Here is a 24,302-nt window from a genome sequence, read left to right as displayed (position 1 = left end):
CGGCTCGGCGCCGGTGTCGGCGGCGAGCCGCATACTCCTCGCATGGCCTACGACGAGGTGCTGGCGCGGCGCATCCACGACGTGCTCGACGGCGAGCCCGGCGTGACGTCGCGCAGGATGTTCGGCGGCCTGGGGTTCATGGTCGAGGGCCACATGGCCGTCGCGGCCGGGTCCTCGGGCTCGCTGATGGTGCGTGCCGACCCGGCCGACTGCGAGGCGTGGGTCGATGGCGCGAGCGTCAACCCGATGGAGATGCGCGGGCGCCCCGCGGCAGGGTGGCTCCTCGTCGCCGGCGAGGCGGTGGCCGACGACGAACGGCTGCGGCTGTGGGTCGATCGGGGCGTCGCCTTCGTCCGCACCCTGCCACCCGAGGAGCACTAGTGCCCGACCTCCTCCTGCCCGCCTGGCTCGATCCCGACCAGCGGAGGCTGCTGGAGGAACTCGCCGCCCGCAACGAGGCCGCCCACGGCGACGACCTGCTCGGCATCCTGCTCAGCGGCTCGGCCGGGCGGGCGTACGCCACCGCACACTCCGACCTCGACGTCGTCGTCGTGCTGACCGACGCGGCCGCTGCCGGGCGGTCCACCGTCCACGCGCCCGACGTGGACGAGGCCGTCGACTCGTGGTCCGAGCTCGTCACCCTGCCGCCGTTCGGCACCGAGGGGTGGTGGTTCCGCTGGATGTACGCCTGGGTGCCGGTGCTGCTCGACCGGACCGGCGGGGAGCTCACCGAGGCCGTGCGTCGCCAGGCGACGCTCAGCCCCGAGGAGGCCGACGAGGTGCTGCTCGAGCACGACCGGCTCGACGGCTGGGTCAATTTCGCCTACCGCGCGCTGAAGAACCACCGGGACGGGCGCCCGCTCGAGACCCGGCTCGACGCGGCGGAGTCCGTGCCGTGGCTGCTGGACGTGGTGTTCGCGACGGCCGGCCGGGTGCGCCCCTACAACAAGTACCTCCCCTGGGAGCTGCGCGAGCACCCGCTCCCCGAGTGGCCCGCGGACGAGCTCCTCGACCTCGTCCGCCGCACCGTCGACGGCGACGTCCCGGCGATCCGCGAGACGTTCACGCGCGTGCGTGCGGCGTGCGAGGCGTACGACACCGCTCGGGGCCACACCCGCACGACCGACGTGCTCGCCGGGTGGGACGACCACGCCGAGGTCTTCGCGGGGGGCCTCGCGGGCGCCGGCCGCGACGACTAGCGCACCACGAGCCGGAACTTCATCCGGGTCGACCCGCCCGCACCGGAGAGCTCCGCGGTGACCTTGCTGGTCGTGCGCGTCGTGGCGCGGCCCCGGATGACGATGCGCTCACCCACCACGCGCCACCTGAGCCCCTGCGGGAGCCGCCAGTCCAGGCGTGCCTCGGAGACCGCGCCCGTGAAGCGGATCTCCGCACGGTAGGTGCGACCGACCCTCGCAGCGGGGAGCGTGCGGGTGACGAACTCGATCGACGGGGTGGCCCGGGTGCCACCGGTGCCCGGCATGTCCTTCGCCGTGCCGACCGGCGCCGTCGACCCGACCGTTGGGGCGGTCGGAGGCGTCGTCGAGGCGGGCGGCGTGGAGGTCACCGGCGGCGGGGTGGCCGTCAGGCCGGCGCTGAGGGACACGGTGTAGCTGCCGAGAGAGCCGTAGTCGCTGTAGCGCCCGGCCTCGGCGGGGTCACCGTTGCCGACGCCCTCGACGAGGGCGGTGTACGTCGCGGACGCGGGGAGCTCGACGCTCCACAGGGCGGACATCGAGGCGTCCGAGGCCGAGTCCGCGGTCGGGTCGAGCGTCGCGACCGTCCGGCCGAGGGCGTCCAGGACGGTCAGGCGGACGTCGAGGTTGGAGTAGCCGGCCGGCCCGGCTACCGCGAGCGTGATCGGCCCACCGGCCGTGAACGTGAAGGCGTCGACGTCGGTGCGGGTCCCGATGACGCCGGCGGTCGTGGTGCCGACGGCGATCTTCGTGGCGCCCACCGCCCCGTTGGCGTGGTCGTCGGCGAGGGCGGGGGCGACCTGCGAGATGATGGCGACGTCGTCCTCGGTGTTACTGGCGTCCGGGTAGTCCCCGCGCGACCACTGCGAGGCGCGGCGGTTGTAGGAGGAGCCCATGATCGGTGCCCAGTCCTTCGCGCCGCTGTAGTAGCTGGTCTGACTGGTGCCGTCGTGGTGCAGCCCGAAGGTGTGACCCACCTCGTGGCTGATGACCTGGCCGACGTTGTAGCCGTTGGTGCCCGAGCCGCTCGTGAAGATCCACGCCGGCTGGTAGTCGTTGGCGCCGGCGTTGCCCATGACACCGACGTACGCCATCCCGCCGCAACCGCACCCGGAGCCCACGGAGTTGGTGGGCGTGATGACGACGGGCATGCCGAAGGTCGGGTCGGACGCGCTGGACCGGGTGAGGGCCGAGGCGGCCGGCTGGCGCGTGGTCACGTTGACGTCGAACGGCGCGTAGTCCTCGGCCACGGTCTGCCAGGCGAGGTAGATCTGGGCGCGCTCGACGTCGGAGAACGTCGACGGGTCGTCGTCGACGGAGAAGGGCGCCGAGACGATCTGCTCGCCGTTGCGCCAGCGGGTGCCGGCGTAGGTGGCGCCGTCGAAGTCCAGGTAGATCGTGCGGGTGGACCCCGGGCGCGACGACAGGTCGAACACGTCCGCGGGCACCCCGGCCGCAGGAGCCACGGCGACGGCGTCCTGCTGCGCCGGGGGCGCGGCCTCGTCGACGACGAACACCCGGGCGCACGGGTCGACCCACGTCGTGTCGTCCTCGGCCAGGTGCTGCAGCTCGTCGGTGGAGAGGGCGTTGTGGGTGCGGAGCACGGACATGCTCAGCCCCGACTGCAACGCGTCGCCGAGACGTACCGGCTCCGCCAGCGAGGTCACGGCGCACAGCACGTCGTCCACCAGCCCCGCCCGCGCCGGGGCTGCGGCTCCGAGGCCGGCGAGCGTGAGGGCGGCGGCGACGAGCGCGCGCACGACGAGTCCCGCGGGGGACGACCGAATGGTCACAGTGGGGGTTTCCTAGCGCTGGTATCAGTGGTCCCGAGCGGACATGACCATTGATATCGAGCGGTAGTTCACTATTTGTCTACATGCGGGTAGCGCCTGACCTACCGGTTGGTAAGTGTGCGCAGGATCACCGGGAGCACGTGGTGCTCCAGCATCGGCGCCAGGTCGTCCGGGTGGCCGCGCAACGGGGTCCACCGCACCTCGGCGATCTCGGCCGACGCCACCGGGTCCTCGTCGGACTCGACCCAGAACACCGTCGAGTGCAGGGTGTGGCCGGGCTCGTTGGCCGCCTCCGAGAGGAACTCGCCGAGCGGGGTGGCCTCCTCGATGCAGAGCCCGACCTCCTCGTACGTCTCGCGCAGCGCCGCCTCCCGCGCGGACTCCCCCGGCTCGAGCTTGCCGCCGACGAGCATGAACCGCTCCGTGCCGCGCTTGCGGACCGTCAGCACGTGGTCGTCGCGGACCAGGGCGACGGCGGCCACGACGATGTGCCGCTCACCCGCGGGGTCGTCGTCCTCGGCCATGGGTCGAGCCTGTCACGCGCGGCCCGGACAGCACGCAGCCACCCTGACCGGGGCTTACCCGGCGGGTGGCTGCGTGATGCTGCTCGCTGTCCCGTCAGCCGCCTCTCGGCGAACGGCCGCTCGTGGCGGCGAGGGGTGAGGCCCGGGGGCATGATGCGGGATCAGCTGTCCGTCCCAACGGGGCGCCGGGCCGATTCATTCCCGGCCGCCCCGTCCCGCTCGCTGTGTCTACGCGAGCGCGCGGCGTACGGCCTCGACCGCGTCGGCGTCGGACACCCCCAGAGCCCGCACCGTGCCTGCGTACGCCGACGCCGCCTCCCGCAGCGCGCGCGTGACCCCCGCCCCGGCGACGAACGTGCCGGCCCGGCCGCGGGTCTCGACGACCCCGAGGGCCTCGAGCTCCTTGTAGGCGCGGGCGACGGTGTTGGCCGCGAGCCCGAGTTCGGAGGCGAGGGCGCGGACCGGCGGAAGCCGGAAGCCGGGGGCGAGGTCGCCGGCCTCGACCTGCGCGCGGACGGCCTCGCGCACCTGCTCGAACGGCGCCACGTCCGATGCCGGGTCGATCCGCAGCCTCACGCCGCCGGGTCCATCCGCTCGAGCCAGACCCACTGGCAGCCCTCGCCGGACTCCCGGCGCACCTCGACCCACTCGTCGACGGCGTACTCCGGATAGAACGCGTCGCCCTCGGGCTCGAGGTCGACCTCGGTCAGCACCTGGTGGGTGGCGTACGGCAGCGCGAGGGCGTAGATCTCTGCCCCGCCGGCGACCATCACGTTGCCCGGCAGCCCGCCCGCGATCGTGAAGGCCTCCTCGAGGGAGTGCGCCACGTGCACGCCGTCGAAGCCGGGGTCGAAGGCCTCGTCCCGGGTGACCACGACGGTGGCGCGACCGGGCAGCGGCCGGCCGATCGAGTCCCACGTGCGCCGGCCCATCACGAGCGTGTGGCCGATGGTCTCGCGCTTGAAGTGGGCGAAGTCGTGGGGCAGGTGCCACGGGATGTCGCCGCCGTTGCCGATCACGCGGTTGCGGGCGTGGGCCGCGACGAGGACGACCTTCTGGTCGGGGCGCAGGGAGGTCATCGCGGCGCCTCAGACGGCGATGGGCGCCTTGATGCCCGGGTGGGGGTCGTAGCCCTCGACGTCGATGTCCTCGAGGTCGAAGCCGTCGATCTCGGTGATGTCCGGGTTGAGCACGAGGCGCGGGAGCGGGCGCGGCTCCCGGCCGAGCTGGAGGCGCGCCTGCTCGACGTGGTTGAGGTAGAGGTGCGCGTCGCCCATGGTGTGGACGAAGTCGCCGACCTCCAGGCCGGTGACCTGCGCGACCATGTGCGTCAGCAGGGCGTAGGAGGCGATGTTGAACGGGACGCCGAGGAAGGTGTCGGCCGAGCGCTGGTAGAGCTGGCAGGACAGCCGCCCGGGCCCGGTGTCCGACGGGGCGACGTAGAACTGGAAGAGCGTGTGGCACGGCGGCAGCGCCATGTCGTCGACGTCGGCGACGTTCCACGCCGACACGATGTGCCGGCGTGAGTCCGGGTTGGCGCGGATGCCCTCGACGAGGCGGGCGACCTGGTCGACGTGACGGCCGTCCGGGGTCGGCCACGAGCGCCACTGGTAGCCGTAGACCGGACCGAGGTCGCCGTCTGCGTCGGCCCACTCGTCCCAGATCGTGATGCCGCGGTCCTGCAGCCACGTCACGTTGGTGTCGCCGCGCAGGAACCACAGCAGCTCACCGAACACCGAGCGCGTGTGCACCTTCTTCGTCGTGACCAGCGGGAAGCCCTCCGACAGGTCGAAGCGCATCTGGTGGCCGAAGACGCTCAACGTGCCGGTGCCCGTCCGGTCGGTCTTCTCCACCCCCTCGTCGAGGATCCGCTGGAGGAGGTCGAGGTAGGCGCGCACAGGGCGACTCTACGCACCGCGGGCGTCGACGTCGGGCACCCGCGCGGGCCTGGTCAGGTGCGTGGGACCCGGGCCTCGACGACGACGCACTCGACGTCGAGGGCGAGGTCGCGCCCGTCGTCGAGCCGGTCGTACGCCGCGCGCAGGCGTGCGCGGCCCGCGGCGTCCTGCGCCCGCCAGGCGACCCCCGAGCCGCCGACCCTCGTGAGTCCCGCCCACAGGTCCTCGCGTCCCACGCGCCACTGCCAGGACGCGGTGCCGGCGCGGGTGACGGCGAGCCCGGCCTCGGTGAGGATGCCGGCGAGCCCGTCGGGAGAGCGCGGGTAGTCCCGGTCCTCCGGCAACCGGGGCAGGACCGGGCGCACGGCGTCCACCTCGTCGAGCAGCCCGTTCCACAGGCCGACGTGGGGCGGTGGTGTCGTGCCCCAGATCGTCGCGCGCACCACGCCGCCGGGCGCACCGACGCGGGCGAGCTCGCGCGCGCCGGCCCGCGGGTCGTCGACGTGGTTGAGCACGAAGCTCGCCAGCACCGTGTCGAAGCCGTCGTCCGCCAGCGGCAGGTCCGGCAGCCCGCCGCCGATCACCTCACCGGCCGCGCCGCCGAGGCGCGCCCGCGCGAGCGCCGCCATCTCCGGGTCGGGCTCGACCGCGACGACGTCGTGCCCGGCGCCGCGCGCGGCGAGCGCGAGCCGGCCGGTGCCGCAGCCGACATCGAGCAGCCGACCCGGCAGGAGCCCCCCGAGCAGCGTCGGGACCGCTCCCGCGCACAGTCCGGCGAAGCTGCGTGCGTACGCCTCGGCGACGCCGGTCCACAGTGCCTCAGCCACGAGCCGAGAACCTACCGACCCCGACCCGGCGTCGGCTGTCGGTCACCGCAGGCGGATCGAGCCGTCGGCCGCCGTGATGGTCTCGGGCTGCCCGCAGCGCGGTTCGGCGGTGCACACCACGAGCGCGCGCCGACCGGACTCCGACTGGCGCACGGCGTCCTGGGCACCGTCACGACGCGACGAGTCGAGGAGGTGGGCCCACCCACCGCCGGGGATGGCGACGCTCTGCACGAGCACGTCGTAGTCACCCAGCGCGACGAACGGCGGTGCGGCGGGCGGGTCGTCGAGGGTGTCCGGCGGGTCGTCGGTGTCGTGCACGTCGCCGTCGCCGTCGACCCGGACCACCTCGCCGGACCGGAGTCGTGCGGCCGCACCCGAGTCCCACGCCACGAAGGACTCCACGTCCGGGATCGCGACCACGACCCCGTCGAGGTGGAGCTCGCCCTGGGCGTACCAGGTGACCGGCAGCGGGTTGGTCTCCGCGCGGACGGCGTACGGCTCGGGGCGCGCCGCCCACCACGCCCACCCCGTCACGAGCAGCGCCGCGACGGCCAGCCCGGCGACGCCGCGCCGCAGCCCGCGCTGCCTCCTGCCCGACCGGAGCCGGCGGGCCCGCGAGAGCCACGCGTCGGGGGCGTCGGCGGGATCGCGCGGGCGCACGGCGTGGGGCGCCGCCTCGCCCGGGCGCACGGCGAGCCCGGCTCGCTCGCGCACCTCGGCCCACAGGGCCACGTCCACCTGCTCGTCGCGGACCCGTCGTTCCCACGACCGCCTGCTCGCCAGCAGGGTCTCGGCCACCACCAGGCGGGCGTCGTCGGCCGGCACGCCGTCGTCCTCCAGGGCGCCGACGAGGTCGTGCCAGCGCGCGTCGAGGTAGCGCTCCCAGTCGTCCACCGCCGGCATGGCCACCTCCCGCCGGGTCTCGTCGCTCTGCTCGGGCCGTGTTCGGAGCCGGGGCGCCGGCGGATGCCTCAGGCGCTGAGCGACATCGGCCCGTAGACCTGGCGGTCGTGCTCGAACAGCGTCACCGCGGCGACGCCGTGCTCGGCCAGGTCGGCCCAGATCTCGCCGACCCACGACTCGGCGTCGCCCTGGTTGCTGAAGCGCTGGTCGGAGTGCCCGGCGACCTCGACCGCGTCGCCGGCCTCGTCCTCGAGGCGCCACCACCACGGCCGGTCGGCGGACGACGGCGGCCGGAAGGTCGGGGGCTGTCCGGGCAGCATCAGGACTCCTTGACCGACGGGTCGACGAACGGGGGCTTCACCAGCTGGAAGATCTCGCGACGTCCGCGGACGTCGACGCCCACCTGCGCATCGGGGTCGACCATGACCGGGATCAGCGCGAGCCCGATGCCCTTCCTGAGCGTCGGGGAGAAGGTGCCGGACGTGATGTCGGCGAGGGGTACGTCGTGGGTGAGGGTGACCCCCATGCCGGGTCGCGGGATGCCGCGTCCGACGGCGACGAGGCCGCGCAGGCGGCGCCGGGGGCCCTCCTCCTTGACCTTGGTGACGGCGTCGCGGCCGAAGAAGGACTCCTTCGTCCAGCCCACGGCCCACGAGAGGCCGGCCTCGACCGGGTTGGTGTCGAGGCTGATGTCCTGGCCGTGGAGCGGGTAGCCCATCTCGGTGCGCAGCGTGTCGCGCGCGCCGAGGCCGCACGCGGTGATGCCCCACCGCTCGCCGGCGGCCATGAGGTCGTCCCACACCCGCCCGGCGGCCGCGTTGGCCACCACGATCTCGTAGCCGCGCTCACCGGTGTAGCCGGTGCGGCACACCACCACGCCGACGCCGGTGTCGGCGTACTCAGCCTCGACGAACGACATGTAGTCGTGGCCGGTGGGCAGCCCCACCTCGGCCAGCACCTCGTCGGAGCGGGAGCCCTGCACCGCGAGGACGGCGTAGTCGTCGTGGTGGTCCACGACCTTGACGCCCTCGGGCGCGGCGGCCTGCAGGCGGCGCACCACCTCGGCGGTGTTGGCGGCGTTGGGGATCAGCAGGACGTGCTCGTCGTCGTGCCAGTAGGCGATGAGGTCGTCGACGATGCCACCGGACTCGTCGAGGCAGAGGGTGTACTGCGCCCTGCCGGGCCCGATCCGGGCGAGGTCGTTGGACAGCGTCGCGTTGACGAGGTCGACCGCGCCGGGACCCGAGACCAGGGCCTTGCCGAGGTGGCTCACGTCGAAGACGCCGACCGACTCGCGGACCGCCGTGTGCTCCTTCACGACGCCGGTCGGGTACTCCAGCGGCATCGACCATCCACCGAACTCCGCGAACTTCGCACCGAGGGCCTCGTGACGGTCGTGGAGGGGCGACTGCTTGAGCGATCCGGCCATGGCGCGAACCTACCCCAGCGTCCCTCTGCTCCGACCCTGCGCCGGGACTCGCCTAGCATGCCCGGGTGACTTCGTACTCCCTGCGCAGCGCCAGCCCCGCCAAGACCCGAGCCGACGCGGTCGTCGTGGGGGTCGTGGCCGGGTCCTCGGGACCCCGTCTGTGCGACGCCGCCGAGGACGTGAGCGCCGCGTACGGCCGCCGCCTGCGCCCCTTCCTGTCGACGCTCGGCATCACCGGGAAGGCCGGCGAGGCGGTCAAGGCGCCGACCCGGGACGAGGTCAACGCCCCGTTGCTCGTGTTCGTCGGCCTGGGCGAGGACCCGACCGACGCCATCGCCGTACGCCGCGCCGCCGGAGTCGCCGCACGCAGCGTCGCCAATGCCGCGTCCGTCGCCCTCGCCCTGCCGAGCGACACCCCCGAGCTGGTCGCCGCGGTGGTCGAGGGCCACCGCCTCGGCGGCTACGCGTTCACCGCCTACAAGTCGGCGAAGCCGGAGACCACCGAGCCCAACGACGTCGTCGTGCTGAGCCCGATCGCGCGACGCGCGGAGGCGACCGAGGCCCTGGCGCGCGCCGAGGTCGTGGCCGACGCGGTCGCGCTGGTCCGCGACTGGGTGAACACCCCGCCGAAGGACTGCACTCCCCCGCTGCTGGCCGAGCTCGTGGTCGCCGCGCACAAGGAGACCACCAGGGGTCGCGGCGCCCCCAAGGTGAAGCTCGAGGTCTTCGACCACGAGCAGCTCGCCGAGATGGGCTGCGGCGGCATCCTCAGCGTCGGCGACTCGTCGGCGGCGCCGGCGCGGCTGGTCAAGCTGACGTGGGCACCGAAGGACGCGGTCGCCCACCTCGCGCTGGTCGGCAAGGGGGTCACCTTCGACTCCGGCGGCCTCACCATCAAGCCGTCCTCCAGCATGCTGCACATGAAGGGCGACATGGCCGGCGCCGCCAGCGTGGTCGCCGCGACGCTGGCCGTCGCGCGCCTCGGACTGCCCGTCAAGGTCACGACCTTCGCCCCGATGGCGGAGAACATGGTCTCCGCGACCTCGACGCGCCCCGGCGACGTCATCACCATGCGCAACGGCACGACCGTCGAGATCGCCAACACCGACGCCGAGGGCCGGATGCTCCTCGGTGACGCGATGGCGCTCGCCGTCGAGGAGTCCCCCGACCTGCTGGTCGACATCGCCACCCTCACCGGCCACATGCAGCTCGCCCTCGGCGACAAGGTCGGTGCGGTCATGGGCACCGACGACACGGTCCCCACCGTCCTCGCGGCCGGCGTCGCCGCCGGGGAGCAGCACTGGCGGATGCCGATCCCCGAGGAGATGTCGGAGCGGATCACCAGCTCCAAGGTCGCCGACCTCCTCCAGCACGACTGGGTGCGCTGGGGCGGCGGGCTGTACGCCTCCGCGTTCCTGCGCGAGTTCACCGGCGGACTGCCGTGGGCCCACCTCGACATCGCCGGCAAGGAGATGAACACCGGCGGCCCCTACGGGCACGTCCCGTCCGGGGCCACCGGCTTCGGCGTGTCGACGCTGGTCGAGCTCGCGCGCTCGGTCGCGTCCGCCTAGCAGCGACCGGGGAGGAGGTCCCCCAGGTCGGCCTGCATCTCCTCGGCGCCCCGCTGGCCGGCCCACGCGGCGAACCACTCGTCGACGACCCGGCCGACGAGCGAGTCGGACGTCGCGGTGCCGACGAACAGCGCGCAGGCGGCGGGACCGCTGCCGTTGAGGCCGTCGAGCAGGACCGGCTCCGGGTCCGTGCCGCAGCCGCTGATCGAGGCAGCGAGGGCCACCGCCGCGCAGCCCAGGAGGGCCGTCCTCACAGCCCGCCGCTCTCCTTCTTGCGCCGGTTGTAGTCGCGCATGCGCTGCGGCACGCCGACGACGGCGGCGTCGTAGGAGGGGACGCGGTGGCGGTTGGCGAACTCGTGGGCCCACTTGACGCTGGGCACCCGTCGGCGGGTCCACTCACCGTCGTGCGCCACGAGCAGGATCGTCACGTCGCTCACCGCCGTGCGGGGCTCGACGAAGCCCTCGACGCCCTGCCGCGTGGTCACGAAGTTCTCCAGGTGACGGACGTCCTCGCCGTCGGAGGCGCGGACGCGGGTGGATCCGGTCCGGGAGGCATCCCGCGCCGGAGCACTCGTGCGCCCCTTGCGGCGGAATCGATCGAACATGCCCATGGCGGACATTCTGCCGAAGGGTTCCCCACGACGCCCACCGATCGCCGCAACGGGCGGCGCCGACCCGGTGTGGACAGGCTCGCGAAGAGTGCAAAGATGGTCGCGCCCGCGAACGCGGGGAGTCGACCTGTGCGGAGGGAATCCTGTGGCGGACGGTGAGTACGACGTACTCGTCCTCGGGGCTGGATCGGGCGGTTACGCCTGCGCCCTGCGAGCGGCCCAGCTGGGCCTGAGCGTCGGGCTGGTCGAGAAGGGCAACCTCGGCGGCACCTGCCTCCACGTCGGCTGCATCCCGACCAAGGCGCTCCTCCACGCGGCCGAGGTGGCCGACTCCGCGCGCGAGGCCGCCCGGTTCGGCGTCAGCGCCACGCTCGACGGCATCGACATGGCCGGCGTCAACGCCTACAAGGACAAGGTCGTCGACCGGCTGTTCAAGGGCCTCACCGGCCTGATCAGGTCCCGCGGCATCACCGTCATCGAGGGCACCGGCACCCTCACCGGCCCGCGCGAGGTCACCGTCGACGAGACGGCGTACACCGGCAGGGCCGTGGTCCTCGCGTCCGGCTCCTACAGCAAGTCGCTGCCGGGGCTGGAGGTCGACGGCGAGAAGGTCATCACCTCCGAGCACGCGCTCCGCCTCGACCGCGTCCCCGCGTCGGCCATCGTGCTCGGCGGCGGCGTGATCGGCTGCGAGTTCGCCAGCGTGTGGAGGTCCTTCGGCTCCGAGGTGACCATCGTCGAGGCGCTGCCCCGGCTGGTCGCGGCCGAGGACGAGGCGTCGTCCAAGGCGCTCGAGCGCGCCTTCCGCAAGCGCGGGATCAGCTTCCTCACCGGCACCCCCTTCCAGAGCGTCAAGACGACCGACACCGGGGTCGCCGTCACCGTCGAGGGTGGCGACGTCATCGAGGCCGAGGTGCTGCTCGTCGCGGTCGGACGCGGACCGTCGACCGACGGGCTCGGGTACGAGGAGCAGGGCATCGCCATGGAGCGCGGCTTCGTCCTCGCCGACGAGCGGTGCCGCACCAACGTCGAGGGCGTGTACGCCGTCGGCGACATCGTCCCCGGCCTGCAGCTCGCGCACCGCGGCTTCCAGCAGGGCATCTTCGTGGCCGAGGAGATCGCCGGCCTCGACCCCCGCCCGGTCGACGAGACCGGCATCCCCCGGGTGACCTACTCCCACCCCGAGATCGCGTCCGTGGGTCTCGACGAGGCGAGGGCGCGCGAGCTGCACGGCGACGCCGTCACCACGGTCACCTACGACCTGGGGGGCAACGGCAAGAGCCAGATCCTGCAGACGCAGGGATTCGTCAAGCTCGTCGGACTCACCGACGGACCGGTCCTCGGCGTCCACATGGTGGGCGATCGGGTCGGCGAGCTCATCGGCGAGGCGCAGCTGATCTACAACTGGGAGGCACACGCCGACGACGTCGCGCCGCTCGTGCACGCCCACCCCACCCAGAACGAGGCTCTCGGCGAGGCGCACCTGGCGCTCGCGGGGAAGCCGCTCCACGCACACTCCTGACCGTCACCACCTCTTCTCCCTCTCCACCCACCTGCGAGCGAAGGAACCACATTGGCCTCCGAAGTCACCCTCCCCGCACTCGGCGAGTCCGTCACCGAGGGCACCGTCACCCGCTGGCTCAAGCAGGTCGGTGACACGGTTGCCGTCGACGAGCCGCTGCTGGAGGTCTCCACCGACAAGGTCGACACCGAGATCCCCTCGCCCGTCGCCGGCACCCTCCTCGAGATCAAGGCCAACGAGGACGACACCGTCGAGGTCGGCGCCGTCCTCGCCGTCGTCGGCGACGAGGGCGAGTCCGCGGGCGACGCGTCCGAGACCGCCGAGCCCGAGGCCCAGCCCGCCGACGAGCAGGAGTCGGAGAAGAAGGCCGAGCAGGAGGAGCAGCACGCCGAGGAGACCGGCGAGCTCCCCGCCGGCGACGAGACGCCCGAGTCCGAGAAGGACGACGCGCCCGCCGGGTCCGAGCCCGCCGCCGAGCAGGCGTCCGGCGGCTCCGGCGGCTCCTCGAACGGCGGCGGCGGTGGCGGTACGCCCGTCACGCTGCCCGCGCTCGGCGAGTCCGTCACCGAGGGCACCGTCACCCGCTGGCTCAAGCAGGTCGGTGACGAGGTCGCCGTCGACGAGCCGCTGCTCGAGGTCTCCACCGACAAGGTCGACACCGAGATCCCCTCGCCCGTCGCCGGCACCCTGCTGGAGATCAAGGCCGAGGAGGACGAGACCGTCGAGGTCGGTGCCGAGCTCGCGATCATCGGCTCCGGCGACGCCGGTGGCGAGCCGCAGTCCGCCGAGGCGCAGCCCAAGGACGAGGCCAACGCGGAGAAGAAGGCCGAGCAGGAGGAGCAGATCGCCGAGGAGAAGGGCGAGCTGCCCGCCGGCGACGAGACCCCCGAGGCCGAGAAGGACGACTCCCCCGCCGCCGAGGAGAAGCAGCCCGAGCCCGAGCCCGAGGCCAAGGGCGAGGCGCCCTACGCCCCGGCACCGCAGGGCGAGCCCGAGCCGCAGCGCACCGACGCCGCCGCCCAGGCACCCGCGCAGTCCCAGTCCGCACCGTCGCAGTCCGCACCGTCCGAGGGCGGCCGCGACCAGACCGCGTACGTGACCCCGCTCGTGCGCAAGATGGCCGACCAGCACGGCGTCGACCTCTCCACGGTGCAGGGCACCGGCGTGGGCGGCCGGATCCGCAAGCAGGACGTCCTCGACGCCGCTGCCGCCGCCCAGGCCGCTGCCGCCCCGGCCCCCGCTGCCGCCGCGGCTCCCGCGGCTCCCGCGGCGGCCGGCGCCCCGCCCACCGCCGCCGCCCCGACGTCGGCCTCGCCGTCGCCGCTGCGCGGCACGGTCGAGCCGCTCTCGCGCCTGCGCAAGGTGATCGCCACCCGCATGGTGGAGTCGCTGCAGGAGGCCGCCCAGCTCACCCAGGTCATGGAGGTCGACGTCACCGCGATCGCGCGGCTGCGCGAGTCCGCCAAGGCCGACTTCCTGGCCCGCGAGGGGGTGAAGCTGACCTACCTGCCGTTCTTCGCGAAGGCGGCGATCGACGCGCTGAAGCTGCACCCCAAGCTCAACGCGACGATCGACCAGGACAAGGGCGAGGTGACCTACTTCGACCGCGAGAACATCGCGTTCGCCGTGGACACCGAGAAGGGCCTGCTCACGCCAGTCGTCAAGGAGGCCGGCGACCTGTCGATCGCCGGGCTGGCGAAGAAGATCGCCGACGTCGCCGAGCGCACCCGCACCAACAAGGTGACGCCCGACGAGCTGTCCGGCGGCACCTTCACGATCACCAACCTCGGCAGCTTCGGCGCGCTGTTCGACACGCCGATCATCAACAAGCCGCAGGTCGCGATCCTCGGCCCCGGTGCCGTGGTGAAGCGTCCCGTCGTGATCGACGACCCCAACCTGGGCGAGACGATCGCGGTGCGCCACATGGTGTTCCTGTCGCTCACCTACGACCACCGCCTGGTCGACGGCGCCGACGCGGGCCGCTTCCTGCAGGAGGTCAAGAAGCGGCTGGAGGCCGGTCAGTTCGAGGTCTGAGCCCCGCCGACCAGATCCCCACATGAGCGGACACATGGCCGCTCGACACACGGAATACCGTGCGTCGAGCGGCCATGTCGCATCAGGAGTCCCTCTCGGAGCACCGTCCGTCGGTACGCGTCGTGACCTCCGCCGCACCCACCGAAAATCGGGCGCGCGGTGTCGGTGCCCACGTCTACCGTTGACCCACCGTGACTGCGACCGACCTCGCCGCGCACACCTCCGCGGCTCCCGCTGACCCCTCACCCTCCCCGCCACGGGGGCGGGTCCCCGTCGACTGGCGACGCGTACGCCGCCCGCTGTCGGTGGCGTGCCTGTCGCTGGCGCTCGTCGCGGCGGTCGCCTCCTCGCTCGGCAGCGTCGTCGCCGGCCGGCTCGCCGAGTCGCCGACGTCGACGCTCGTGACCGTGTTGGCGCTCTGCGTGGTCGGTGGCGCTCTGGTCGACACCGTCGCCCGTACGACCTGGGGCGTCGTGGTCGACCGCGCCGAGGGTCAGCTGCGCGCCGACCTCATCGACGCCGCGATGGCGCAACCGCTGTCCGAGCTCTCCGAGCAGGCCGTCGGCGAGGTGCTGGACCGCATCGACGACGACACCTGGGAGGTCGGCCAGCTGATGCGGTGGGGCGTGTGGATGGCGATCCGCACCCTGCTGTCCGCCGGCCCCCTGTGGCTCGTCGCGAGCCTCACGTGGTGGCCCTCGGCGTTCCTCTTCCCGCTGTGCGGCGTGCTGGTGTGGCTCTCCATCCGCCACCTCCTGCCGCTCATCGCGGAGCGCAAGGTGCTCGAGGAGGCCGCGTGGACCGACCACGCCGCCTCGACCGAGGAGGGCGTCGCCGCCCGTGACGACGTACGCACCTCGCTCGGCCAGCCCCACGTGCTGCGCCGCAACGCCGAGCTCGCCGCCGAGATCCACCGGCGGCTGCGCGGGGTCCTGGCCGTCGAGGTCAGCGTGACGCGACGCAGCGGCGCCCTGCTGCACGGCGTGCTCGCCGCCACCGGGCTGGTCGGCGTGGCGCTCGTCCTCCACGGCGACCTCTCGACCGCCCGCCTGGTCACCCTCTTCCTGGTCACCACGATGTTCGTGGGCCAGGTCGACATGCTCGCCCGGCACCTCCCCGACCTGCAGGAGGGCATGGGCGCCGTCCTGCGCCTGCGCGGCATGCTCGCCGTCCCGGCCGAGCCCGTCGGTGGTGCCGCGCTCCCCCCGGGCCCGCTCGACGTCGAGCTGCGCGGCCTCGCGTTCTCCTACGGCACCGGCACCTTCGCGTTGCGTGACATCGACCTCACGGTCCCGGCGGGGCACACCTGCGCCCTCGTGGGCCGGACGGGGTCCGGCAAGTCCACCCTCGCCTCCTTCCTCTCGCGCGCGGTCGAGCCGCCGCGCGGGACCGTCTTCCTCGGCGGGGTCGACGTCTGCGACCTCGACCTGCAGCTCCTGCGCTCGGCCGTCGGCGTCGTCACCCAGCGCACCGAGGTGCTCGCGGGCAGCCTCGCCGACAACATCACCCTCTTCAGCGGGGCCCCGCGCGAGCAGGTCGAGGCCGCGGTCGCGGAGCTCGGACTCACCGACTGGGTCGCGGGCCTGCCCGCCGGCCTCGACACCCTCCTCGGCCCCGGCGGCACCAGCCTGTCGGCCGGCGAGGAGCAGCTCGTCGCCTTCGCCCGCCTGCTCGTGCGCGACGTCCGCGTCGTGGTGCTCGACGAGGCCACCGCCCGGATGGACCCCGTGACCGAGGCGCGCGTCGTCCGGGCTGCCGACCGCCTGATCTCCGGGCGCACCGGCATCCTGGTCGCCCACCGGCTGTCGACGACCGAGCGTGCCGAGCAGGTCGCCGTGCTCGAGTCGGGCCGTGTCGTCCAGCAGGGCCCCCGGGCGCGGCTCGCCACGACGGAGGGTCCGTTCCGCGACCTGCTGGAGGCCGCCGCCCACGAGGTCGCCGTCGAGGACCACCACCACGAGGACGCCGCCATCGGCTCGGTGCGTCGCAGCACCACGCCGCCCGAGCCCCCGCACGTCGAGCCGCCGCTCGGCCTGCTCCGCCAGGTGTGGCACTGCATCCGGCTCAAGCCCGAGTGGGGCCTGCTGGGCGCCCTGCTCTTCCTGGCCGCCTCGGTGACCGGTGCCTACGGCGCCATCACCGGCTTCGTCTGGGGGCACGTCGTCACGTCCCTGCAGGACGGCGAGGCGCCCTGGCCGCTGCTCGTGGCCCTCGTCGCGTCGCTGATGGTCGGTCCGCTGCTGCTGTCGCAGGCCTTCTGGACCTATCCCCACTGGTGGGTCGAGGTCCGGATGCGGGTCCGCGCCGCGGTGCTGGCCGGTCAGACCGGCCAGCGTCGTCTGGTGCGTACGCCCCCCGGCGAGGTCGTCGCGCGCGCCATGGACGCCGACCGCATCGCGCGCTACACCGACCGCTGGGTCGACTTCGTCAACGGGCTGCTCGTCGCGGCCCTGACCGCCGTCATCGCAGGCACCTGGCTGGCCGGCGCGATCCTCCTCGCGGTGATGACCGCGTCCGCGCTCGCCTCGTCCCTGGGGCGCCGGGTCGCCGGCCGGTCGGCGGCGGCCAGCTCGGCCGCGCGGGCCGGGTTCGGCCAGGCACTGGTCTCGACCCTGGAGTCGATCCGCACGGTCAAGCTGGCCGCGGCCACCCCGCACCTGCACCGCCACCTGCGCCGGGTCGACGGCGGCCGGGTGGACGCCGCCGTGCGCGAGCACCGGGTCCAGTCCCTGCTCGACGGCGTGCCCGTCGTCATGGTCCAGTGCGGCGTCGTCGCGGCCTGGGGCGGCCTGCTCACGGGGCACTGGGAGCTCGCCACCGCGCTGCTCGTCGCCAACGCGGTGAGCGGCTTCGACTGGTTCGGCCGCGTCGCCGGCTCCGTCGTCACCGAGGCCCCGGGCACCCGCGCCTGGATGCACGCCACCAGCGCGCTCGCCGGCGGCGGTGACCTCATGGTGCTGCCCGCCGGGATGGACCTCTCCGCGGGCACGGCGGACGCTCCGGCCGAGGCCGAGCGCGAGCCGCTGCGCACCCTGACCCTCCGTGACGTCTCGGCGGTGCACGACGACGGCACCCTCGGCGTGCAGGACGTCGACCTCGAGGTCCGAGCCGGTGAGCTCGTCCTCCTGCTCGGCCAGGTCGGTTCCGGGAAGTCGAGCCTGCTCGGAGCCCTGGCCGGGCTGGTGAGCAGCACCGGCGAGATCCTCTGGAACGACCGCGTCGTGCAGGACCCGCAGACCACGCTGCGCCCGGCCCGGGTCGCGCACGTCGCGCAGGTGCCCCGCGTGCTGTCCGGGACGTTCACGGGCAACGTCGCGCTCGACCACCCCGGACGTGCGGTGATGCCCGCCCTCGACGCCGCGCGGATGGGTCGCGACGTCGCGGAGGCCGGCGGTCCGGACTCGCTCGTCGGGCACCGGGGCGTACGCCTCTCCGGCGGCCAGGTGCAGCGCCTCGCGCTCGCCCGGGCGCTCGCCGCCGACGCCGACGTCCTGCTCGCGGACGACGTGTCGTCGGCCCTCGACGCCGCCACCGAGATCGAGCTGTGGCGCGCCCTGCGCGAGCGCGGTGCGGCCGTGATCGGGGCGACCAGCAAGGCCGCCGCCCTGGCGCAGGCCGACCGGGTGGTCGTCCTCGACTCCGGACGCGTGGTCGACCACGGCCCCTGGCAGGACCTGTCCGCACGCTGGGCCCACCTGGCCGGGTGACGCGGCTCCGGGCGGCCCGACGCACCGGAACGGGGCGGCTTTGGTCGCATGGTTGGGTGGGGGCATGCGTGTCGTGATCGCCGGTGCCTCAGGATTCCTCGGCGCCCACCTGGCCGACCACCTCCGCGTGCACGGGCACGAGGTGACGGCGCTCGTGCGCCGCGAGCCCGCGTCGGCCAGGGAGTCCCGGTGGGACCCGGCGGCCGGGGAGCTCGACGCCTCCGTCATCGCCCGCGCGGACGCCGTGGTCAACCTCGCCGGTGCGACCATCGCGAGCAACCCACACTCGCGGAAGTGGGCCGAGGAGGTCCTGGACTCCCGGGTCTCCACGACGCGCCTGCTCGCCGAGACGGTCGCGACCGTCGAGCGGCCGCCGGCGCTGCTCGCCGGCAACGGCATCAGCTACTACGGCGACCACGGCGCCGCTCCGGTCACCGAGGACTCCGACAGCCTCGGCGACGCGTTCCTGACCCGGGTCGCCCGCGAGTGGGAGGCCGCCGCCGAGCCCGCCGTCGCGGCCGGCGCCCGCGTCTGCGTGCTGCGCACGTCGCCCGTGATGGACCGGACCTCGCCCCCGCTCAAGCAGCTGCGCCTGCTCTTCCAGGCCGGGGGCGGCGCGCGGCTCGGCTCCGGCGAGCAGCACATGCCGATGATCTCGCTGCGCGACTGGATCGGCGCGGTGAGCTACCTCATCGAGTCCCGCGACGTCTCGGGAGCCTTCAACCTCTGCTGCCCGCACACCCCCACCAACGCCGAGTTCACCCAGGCCCTCGCCGAGGCGCTGCACCGCAAGGCGTTCCTCGCCGTGCCGGCGGCGATCATGAAGGCCGCCGCCGGCGACCTCGCTCCCGAGCTGCTCGGCTCGGTCAACGCACGACCCGCCGCGCTGGAGCGGGCGGGCTACGACTTCGAGGACGAGGACGTCCGCGAGGTGCTGGCGGCCGGGCTCGCCTGAGCCCCCGCCTCACGCGCCTCGACGACCTGCCAGGCCCCGCCCGCCCCTCGGACCAGCACGACCTCGCGGGTCGAGGCCCGGTCGCCCGGCAACGCGACCGCGGTGGCGCCGCCGACCGCCTCTCCCCCGACCACCCGGTCCGTCACGACCAGCTCCAGCCGCCGTGGGCCGCGCTCGACCACCTCGAGGGCGAGCACCTGCGTCGTCAGTCCCTCGACCCGCAGCCCGCGCTCGCGGTAGTGCCGCAGCAGGCGTACGTCCGCCCGACCCGCGCGCGAGCCCTCGACGTAGAGCCGAGCCAGGCCGCGGACGTCGGCCTCGGCCCAGGCCCGCGCACGACGCGCGTCCCATGCCGCCAGCACGGCGGCGGGCGAGGACCGCCCGACCGCTCCGACCTCGTCGGGCAGCACCGGGTCCGGCGGCATGGGGCCGGGTCGCGCCAGGGTGACCACCACCGTCGCGACGACGAGGGCGCAGGCGACCGCGGTGAGGGCGGGGAGCAGGCGGCGCGGGTCCACACGACCACCTTCGCCGAACCGCCGCCGCGCTGCAGGAGTCATCCACAGGCGGCGTAGGCTCACGCCATGGCGCTGGAGCAGACGACCGAGCACCCGCTGCGCGACTCGCTGGACTACGAGGTCGCCGGTCTCGGCGCCGACGCCGTCGACTACCCCGCTGCGTGGGACCTCCAGCGCCGCGTCCACCAGGACGTGTCGAGCGGGGTCCGGCCCGACACCGTGCTCCTGCTCGAGCACCCGCCCGTCTTCACCGCCGGCAAGCGCACCGACGACCACGAGCGGCCGCTCGACCCGGGCGGTGCCGCCGTCATCGACGTCGACCGCGGCGGCAAGATCACCTTCCACGGCCCCGGCCAGCTGGTCGGCTACCCGATCGTCGCGCTGCCCGACCACGTCAAGGTCGTCGACTACGTCCGTCGCGTCGAGGAGGCCCTGATCGCCGTGTGCGCCGACTTCGGCGTCACCACGGCCCGGGTGCCCGGCCGCAGCGGCGTGTGGCTGCGGGCCGACGGGCGGGGACCGGAGCGCAAGATCGCGGCGATCGGCATCCGCGTGGCCCGCGGTGTCACGATGCACGGCTTCTCGCTCAACTGCGACGTCGACCTCGGCTGGTACGACCGGTTCGTCGCGTGCGGGATCGATGACGCCGGCGTCACCTCGCTCAGCCAGGAGCTGGGGCGGGACGTCCCGGTCGACGAGGTGCTGCCGAGCGTGCGACGCCACCTCACGACGTACCTGTCGTGGCTGCCCTACACCGCCACGCCGGACTACGAGGCACGCCCCGAGCCGGCGCACGGCCCGCGCATCGAGCTCGTCCGCCCGCAGTCCCCGGCCTAGCCGGGCGTGAGTTGGGGCGTCCGACACGCCCACGTAGAGTGAGGGACGTGACGACCGCTCCCGCACCTGAAGGACGCAAGCTGCTCCGACTGGAGGTCCGCAACGCGGAGACCCCGATCGAGAAGAAGCCGGAGTGGATCAAGACCCGGGCCAAGATGGGCCCGGAGTACACCTCGCTGCAGAACCTCGTGAAGTCCGAGGGCCTCCACACGGTGTGCCAGGAGGCGGGCTGCCCCAACATCTACGAGTGCTGGGAGGACCGCGAGGCGACGTTCCTCATCGGCGGCGACCAGTGCACCCGGCGCTGCGACTTCTGCCAGATCGACACCGGCAAGCCCCAGCCGCTCGACCGCGACGAGCCGCGGCGCGTGGCGGAGTCGGTGCAGAAGATGCAGCTCAAGTACGCCACCATCACCGGCGTCGCGCGCGACGACCTCCCCGACGGCGGCGCCTGGCTCTACGCCGAGACCGTCCGGGCGATCCACGAGCTCAACCCCGACACGGGGGTCGAGAACCTCATCCCCGACTTCAACGGCAAGCCCGACCTCCTCCAGGAGGTCTTCGAGTCGCGCCCCGAGGTGCTGGCGCACAACGTCGAGACGGTGCCGCGGATCTTCAAGCGGATCCGTCCCGCGTTCCGCTACGACCGCTCCCTCGACGTCATCACGCAGGCCCGCGACTTCGGGCTGGTCACCAAGTCCAACCTCATCCTCGGGATGGGCGAGACCCGCGAGGAGGTCTCGCAGGCGCTGCGCGACCTCCACGAGGCGGGCTGCGAGCTGATCACCATCACGCAGTACCTCCGTCCCTCCCCGCGCCACCACCCGGTCGAGCGCTGGGTCAAGCCCGAGGAGTTCGTCGAGCTCAAGGCCGAGGCCGACGAGATCGGCTTCGCCGGCGCGCTCTCCGGACCGCTCGTCCGCTCGTCCTACCGAGCCGGACGGCTGTACGGTCAGGCCATGGACGCGCGCGCCGCCGCGACCGCCTGACCCTCACCACCCTCCACCTGGACAAGGCACCCTCATGTCGACCCCCGCCACCACGCCCAGCTCCCGCCGCGGGCAGATCATGCAGACCTACCAGATGGCCAAGCGGTCCGACCCGCGCCTCGGCCTCATCGTCATGGGCGTCTTCGTGCTGGGTGCGGCGCTCGGCTTCGCGCTCTTCTTCTGGGTCCTTCCGGGCAGCGGCGTGCTGGGCTGGATCCTCGCGGTGGTCGGCGCGCTGATGATCGGCGCGCTGGGCGCCCTGCTGGTGTTCGGTCGCCGCGCCCAGAAGGCGGCGTACACCCAGATGGAGGGCCAGCCCGCAGCCGCGGCCGGCGCGCTCCAGATGCTGCGCCGCGGGTGGAAGGTCGACCCCGTCGTCGGCTTCACCAAGCAGCAGGACGTCGTGCACCGCGTCGTCGGCCCGCCCGGCATCGTCCTGGTCGGCGAGGGCTCGAGCCCCAACCGCGTGAAGGCACTGCTCGCGACCGAGCGCAAGAAGCACGAGCGCGTCGCCTACGAGGTCCCGATCCACGAGGTCGTGTGCGGCCGCGGCGACGGCGAGGTCCCGCTGCCCAAGCTGGTGCGCCACGTGCAGAAGCTCGGCCGCAGCGTGAAGCCGGCCGAGATGACCGACATCCTCCAGCGCCTCAAGGCGCTCGACGCGCAGCGCGGCAAGCTGCCGCTGCCCAAGGGCCCCGTCCCGACCTCGATGAAGGGCATGCGCTCGCAGCAGCGCGGGCGCTGAGGCAACCCGTCCGGCCTAGACGACGACCGTCCGCGTCCCGGCGGCGACGTCGTGCAGGCCCCTCCCGCCGGCCGTCAGCAGCGGCGGGACGAGCAGCGCGACCAGCGCGGAGCGTACGAGCGCTCGCAGCAGCGACACCGGCTGCGAGGCGTCGGGTCGGCGGACCACCCGGACCCGGGTGACGAGCTTGCCGAAGGAACCACCGGTGAGCGCGGTGAACAGGGCCGACTCCGCGACGAACAGCCCGAGCGTGCCCAGGCCGTTGGGGTTCCCCGCGAGGACGTCCGCGGCCACGAGGCCCTCGACGACCGCCAGGCAGGTCAGCCAGTCCACGACGAGCGCCAGGATCCGTCGCCCCCAGGACGCCGGCGGCAGGTCGGTTGTTACAGCGCTCGTCACGCGGCCAGCCTAGGAGGGGCGTACGCACGGCCCACCGGCCGGTCAGCCGTAACACGCCCGAAACAAACGGGATACGGTCTAGAAACTGCTCCCCTCTAGCGTGACGTCACGGTGCAACGAGGCTCCGACAACGAACGCTGCAACTCGACGTGCGCTGGCCGCCGTCAAGGAGGAACCGAATGTTCAACAACTCCGATGAGCTCCTGAAGTTCATCAAGGACGAGGGCGTCGAGATGATCGACGTCCGCTTCTGCGACCTGCCCGGCGTGATGCAGCACTTCACGGTTCCGGCGTCCTCGTTCGACCAGAGCGTCTTCGACGACGGCCTCGGCTTCGACGGCTCCTCGATCCGCGGGTTCCAGGCGATCAACGAGTCGGACATGTCCCTCTTCCCTGACCCGACCACGGCCTACCTCGACCCGTTCCGCCGCTCGAAGACGCTCAACGTCAACTTCTTCATCCACGACCCGATCACGGGCGAGGCCTACAGCCGCGACCCGCGCAACATCGCGCGCAAGGCGCTGGCGTACCTCGACTCCACCGGCATCGCGGACACTGCCTACTTCGCCCCCGAGGCCGAGTTCTACATCTTCGACAACGTCCGCTACAGCACGGGCGTCAACGAGGGCTACTACCACATCGACTCCGTCGAGGGCTGGTGGAACTCCGGCAAGGACGACGGCGACAACAAGGGCTACAAGACCCGCCTCAAGGGCGGCTACTTCCCCGTCGAGCCCTACGACCACTACAGCGACCTGCGCGCCGACATGGTCAAGAACCTCGAGTCCTGCGGTCTGCACGTCGAGCGCGCCCACCACGAGGTCGGCACCGCCGGCCAGGCCGAGATCAACTACCGCTTCGACACGCTGCTCAAGGCCGCGGACGACGTGATGAAGTTCAAGTACCTCATCAAGAACACCGCGTGGGAGCAGGGCAAGTCGGTCACCTTCATGCCGAAGCCGATCTTCGGCGACAACGGCTCCGGCATGCACGTGCACTCCTCGCTCTGGAAGGACGGCGACCCGCTGTTCTTCGACGAGACCGGGTACGCCGGCCTGTCCGACGTCGCCCGCTGGTACATCGGCGGCATCCTCAAGCACGCCCCGTCGCTGCTGGCGTTCACCAACCCGACGGTGAACTCGTTCCACCGCCTGGTGCCCGGCTTCGAGGCCCCCATCTCGCTGGTCTACTCCTCGCGCAACCGCTCCGCCTCGGTCCGGATCCCGATCACGGGCGCCAACCCGAAGGCCAAGCGCGTCGAGGCCCGCTTCCCCGACCCGTCGGCGAACCCCTACCTCGCGTTCTCGGCCCTGATGCTCGCCGGCCTCGACGGCATCCAGAACAAGACGGAGCCGCCCGCCCCGGTCGACAAGGACATCTACGAGCTGCCGCCGGACGAGATGGCCGACATCGACCAGGTGCCCACCAGTCTCGGTGCCGTGCTCGACGCTCTCGAGTCGGACCACGACTACCTCACGGCCGGCGGTGTCTTCACCGACGACCTGATCGAGACGTGGGTGCACTTCAAGCGCACGCAGGAGATCGCGCCGGTCCAGCTGCGGCCGCACCCGCACGAGTTCGAGCTGTACTACGACATCTGATTCGCGGGTATCGCTGACCTGCGGCTAGATGCCTGAAACGGCGTCTGACCTGCGAAAACGTCTTCCAACGTCTTCCAGCGTCAGGCGCCGTTTTTCGTTGTTGTGCGTACCTAGTGCACCCCACGCGGCGCCGTGTCCCAGGCGATACGGTCGGGACCAGACATGGCCTGGCGCCACATGTCCAACGTGGTGCGTCACCGGGAAGACGCCGATGATGCTGAGCGTGAGCGCGATCTTTGCT

The 24,302-nt window shown here is 73.0% G+C and carries 24 protein-coding genes; 11 read left to right on the top strand and 13 right to left on the bottom strand.

The genetic code is table 11. The annotated features are described in order from the left end of the window. Nucleotides 1–42 precede the first annotated feature (42 nt). Together F4692_RS19085 and F4692_RS19080 are read left to right on the top strand one after the other, a co-directional pair. Nucleotides 43–381, top strand: coding sequence for a TfoX/Sxy family protein (locus F4692_RS19085; RefSeq protein WP_179621318.1), 339 nt, complete (start codon nucleotides 43–45; stop codon nucleotides 379–381). Beyond that, nucleotides 381–1,199, top strand: a complete 819-nt coding sequence (locus tag F4692_RS19080) for a hypothetical protein (RefSeq protein ID WP_179621317.1) — start codon at nucleotides 381–383, stop codon at nucleotides 1,197–1,199. The genes F4692_RS19085 and F4692_RS19080 overlap by 1 nt, the downstream gene beginning before the upstream one ends. Here F4692_RS19080 and F4692_RS21890 read toward each other — a convergent pair. From F4692_RS21890 to gcvT, 9 genes are all read right to left on the bottom strand, one after another. Further along, nucleotides 1,196–2,989: a M12 family metallo-peptidase gene (locus F4692_RS21890; protein WP_179621316.1), complete on the bottom strand. Its 1,794-nt coding sequence runs from the start codon at nucleotides 2,987–2,989 to the stop codon at nucleotides 1,196–1,198. The two genes, F4692_RS19080 and F4692_RS21890, sit on opposite strands and share 4 nt — an antisense overlap. 101 nt (nucleotides 2,990–3,090) lie before the next feature. Beyond that, nucleotides 3,091–3,513 carry an NUDIX hydrolase gene (locus tag F4692_RS19070; protein ID WP_179621315.1) on the bottom strand — a complete coding sequence of 141 codons (423 nt, stop codon included), beginning with the start codon at nucleotides 3,511–3,513 and terminating at the stop codon, nucleotides 3,091–3,093. Between the two features lie 228 nt (nucleotides 3,514–3,741). Then, nucleotides 3,742–4,089 carry a GntR family transcriptional regulator gene (locus F4692_RS19065; RefSeq protein ID WP_179621314.1) on the bottom strand — a complete coding sequence of 116 codons (348 nt, stop codon included), beginning with the start codon at nucleotides 4,087–4,089 and terminating at the stop codon, nucleotides 3,742–3,744. Then, nucleotides 4,086–4,592, bottom strand: coding sequence for a dihydrofolate reductase (locus F4692_RS19060; RefSeq protein ID WP_179621313.1), 507 nt, complete (start codon nucleotides 4,590–4,592; stop codon nucleotides 4,086–4,088). Before F4692_RS19060 ends, F4692_RS19065 begins: the two co-directional genes overlap by 4 nt. Nucleotides 4,593–4,601: 9 nt before the next feature. Further along, the gene (locus F4692_RS19055) at nucleotides 4,602–5,411 is read right to left on the bottom strand and encodes a thymidylate synthase (RefSeq protein ID WP_179621312.1); all 810 of its coding nucleotides are present in this window, start codon (nucleotides 5,409–5,411) and stop codon (nucleotides 4,602–4,604) included. A gap of 53 nt (nucleotides 5,412–5,464) precedes the next feature. Further along, entirely contained in the window at nucleotides 5,465–6,238 is a 774-nt protein-coding gene (locus F4692_RS19050) for a class I SAM-dependent methyltransferase (RefSeq protein ID WP_179621311.1), read from the bottom strand. A 42-nt stretch (nucleotides 6,239–6,280) separates the two neighbouring features. After that, nucleotides 6,281–7,141, bottom strand: coding sequence for a hypothetical protein (locus F4692_RS19045; RefSeq protein ID WP_179621310.1), 861 nt, complete (start codon nucleotides 7,139–7,141; stop codon nucleotides 6,281–6,283). A gap of 68 nt (nucleotides 7,142–7,209) precedes the next feature. Continuing rightward, on the bottom strand, nucleotides 7,210–7,461 hold the full coding sequence (locus tag F4692_RS19040) for a hypothetical protein (RefSeq protein WP_179621309.1): 252 nt from the start codon (nucleotides 7,459–7,461) through the stop codon (nucleotides 7,210–7,212). Further along, nucleotides 7,461–8,570 carry a glycine cleavage system aminomethyltransferase GcvT gene (gcvT, locus tag F4692_RS19035; protein ID WP_179621308.1) on the bottom strand — a complete coding sequence of 370 codons (1,110 nt, stop codon included), beginning with the start codon at nucleotides 8,568–8,570 and terminating at the stop codon, nucleotides 7,461–7,463. The genes F4692_RS19040 and gcvT overlap by 1 nt, the downstream gene beginning before the upstream one ends. Before the next feature lie 65 nt (nucleotides 8,571–8,635). Here gcvT and F4692_RS19030 point away from each other — a divergent pair, with 65 nt between their 5' ends. Beyond that, a complete protein-coding gene (locus tag F4692_RS19030; RefSeq protein ID WP_179621307.1) occupies nucleotides 8,636–10,141 on the top strand; it encodes a leucyl aminopeptidase in 1,506 nt (501 codons plus the stop codon). On the opposite strand, the gene F4692_RS19025 is transcribed toward F4692_RS19030, so the two are convergent. Then, nucleotides 10,138–10,395 (bottom strand): hypothetical protein, encoded by a 258-nt coding sequence (locus F4692_RS19025; RefSeq protein ID WP_179621306.1) that lies wholly within the window; start codon nucleotides 10,393–10,395, stop codon nucleotides 10,138–10,140. The genes F4692_RS19030 and F4692_RS19025 overlap by 4 nt on opposite strands. Further along, nucleotides 10,392–10,754, bottom strand: a complete 363-nt coding sequence (locus F4692_RS19020) for a hypothetical protein (protein ID WP_179621305.1) — start codon at nucleotides 10,752–10,754, stop codon at nucleotides 10,392–10,394. Before F4692_RS19020 ends, F4692_RS19025 begins: the two co-directional genes overlap by 4 nt. 145 nt (nucleotides 10,755–10,899) lie before the next feature. Here F4692_RS19020 and lpdA point away from each other — a divergent pair, with 145 nt between their 5' ends. From lpdA to F4692_RS19000, 4 genes are all read left to right on the top strand, one after another. Then, nucleotides 10,900–12,276 carry a dihydrolipoyl dehydrogenase gene (gene lpdA / locus F4692_RS19015; protein WP_308645384.1) on the top strand — a complete coding sequence of 459 codons (1,377 nt, stop codon included), beginning with the start codon at nucleotides 10,900–10,902 and terminating at the stop codon, nucleotides 12,274–12,276. A gap of 51 nt (nucleotides 12,277–12,327) precedes the next feature. Then, complete coding sequence (gene sucB / locus F4692_RS19010; protein ID WP_179621303.1) at nucleotides 12,328–14,310, top strand: 2-oxoglutarate dehydrogenase, E2 component, dihydrolipoamide succinyltransferase; 1,983 nt, start codon at nucleotides 12,328–12,330, stop codon at nucleotides 14,308–14,310. A gap of 191 nt (nucleotides 14,311–14,501) precedes the next feature. Beyond that, complete coding sequence (locus tag F4692_RS19005; RefSeq protein ID WP_179621302.1) at nucleotides 14,502–18,017, top strand: ATP-binding cassette domain-containing protein; 3,516 nt, start codon at nucleotides 14,502–14,504, stop codon at nucleotides 18,015–18,017. Between the two features lie 64 nt (nucleotides 18,018–18,081). Continuing rightward, on the top strand, nucleotides 18,082–18,972 hold the full coding sequence (locus F4692_RS19000) for a TIGR01777 family oxidoreductase (protein WP_179621301.1): 891 nt from the start codon (nucleotides 18,082–18,084) through the stop codon (nucleotides 18,970–18,972). Here F4692_RS19000 and F4692_RS18995 read toward each other — a convergent pair. After that, nucleotides 18,918–19,490, bottom strand: coding sequence for a hypothetical protein (locus tag F4692_RS18995; protein ID WP_179621300.1), 573 nt, complete (start codon nucleotides 19,488–19,490; stop codon nucleotides 18,918–18,920). The two genes, F4692_RS19000 and F4692_RS18995, sit on opposite strands and share 55 nt — an antisense overlap. Before the next feature lie 66 nt (nucleotides 19,491–19,556). On the opposite strand from F4692_RS18995, the gene lipB reads away from it, so the two are divergent. Genes lipB through F4692_RS18980 form a run of 3 tightly spaced genes read left to right on the top strand, consistent with a single transcriptional unit; the run spans nucleotide 19,557 to nucleotide 22,061 of the window. Then, a complete protein-coding gene (gene lipB, locus F4692_RS18990; RefSeq protein ID WP_179621299.1) occupies nucleotides 19,557–20,327 on the top strand; it encodes a lipoyl(octanoyl) transferase LipB in 771 nt (256 codons plus the stop codon). Between the two features lie 47 nt (nucleotides 20,328–20,374). Continuing rightward, nucleotides 20,375–21,316, top strand: a complete 942-nt coding sequence (gene lipA / locus F4692_RS18985; RefSeq protein ID WP_179621298.1) for a lipoyl synthase — start codon at nucleotides 20,375–20,377, stop codon at nucleotides 21,314–21,316. A gap of 34 nt (nucleotides 21,317–21,350) precedes the next feature. Further along, a complete protein-coding gene (locus tag F4692_RS18980) occupies nucleotides 21,351–22,061 on the top strand; it encodes a DUF4191 domain-containing protein (RefSeq protein WP_179621297.1) in 711 nt (236 codons plus the stop codon). A gap of 15 nt (nucleotides 22,062–22,076) precedes the next feature. Here the strand turns inward: F4692_RS18980 and F4692_RS18975 are convergent, their stop codons facing one another. After that, nucleotides 22,077–22,460, bottom strand: coding sequence for an RDD family protein (locus tag F4692_RS18975; RefSeq protein WP_308645383.1), 384 nt, complete (start codon nucleotides 22,458–22,460; stop codon nucleotides 22,077–22,079). Nucleotides 22,461–22,639: 179 nt separating this feature from the next. Between F4692_RS18975 and glnA the strand changes: the two genes are divergently transcribed. Continuing rightward, nucleotides 22,640–24,061 carry a type I glutamate--ammonia ligase gene (gene glnA / locus F4692_RS18970; protein WP_179621296.1) on the top strand — a complete coding sequence of 474 codons (1,422 nt, stop codon included), beginning with the start codon at nucleotides 22,640–22,642 and terminating at the stop codon, nucleotides 24,059–24,061. The last annotated feature ends 241 nt before the right edge of the window (nucleotides 24,062–24,302 follow it).

Source organism: Nocardioides cavernae, assembly GCF_013410035.1.
Classification (GTDB): domain Bacteria; phylum Actinomycetota; class Actinomycetes; order Propionibacteriales; family Nocardioidaceae; genus Nocardioides; species Nocardioides cavernae_A.
Note: the sequence above shows the minus strand (reverse complement) of the source record. Positions and strands in the feature narration are given on the sequence as shown.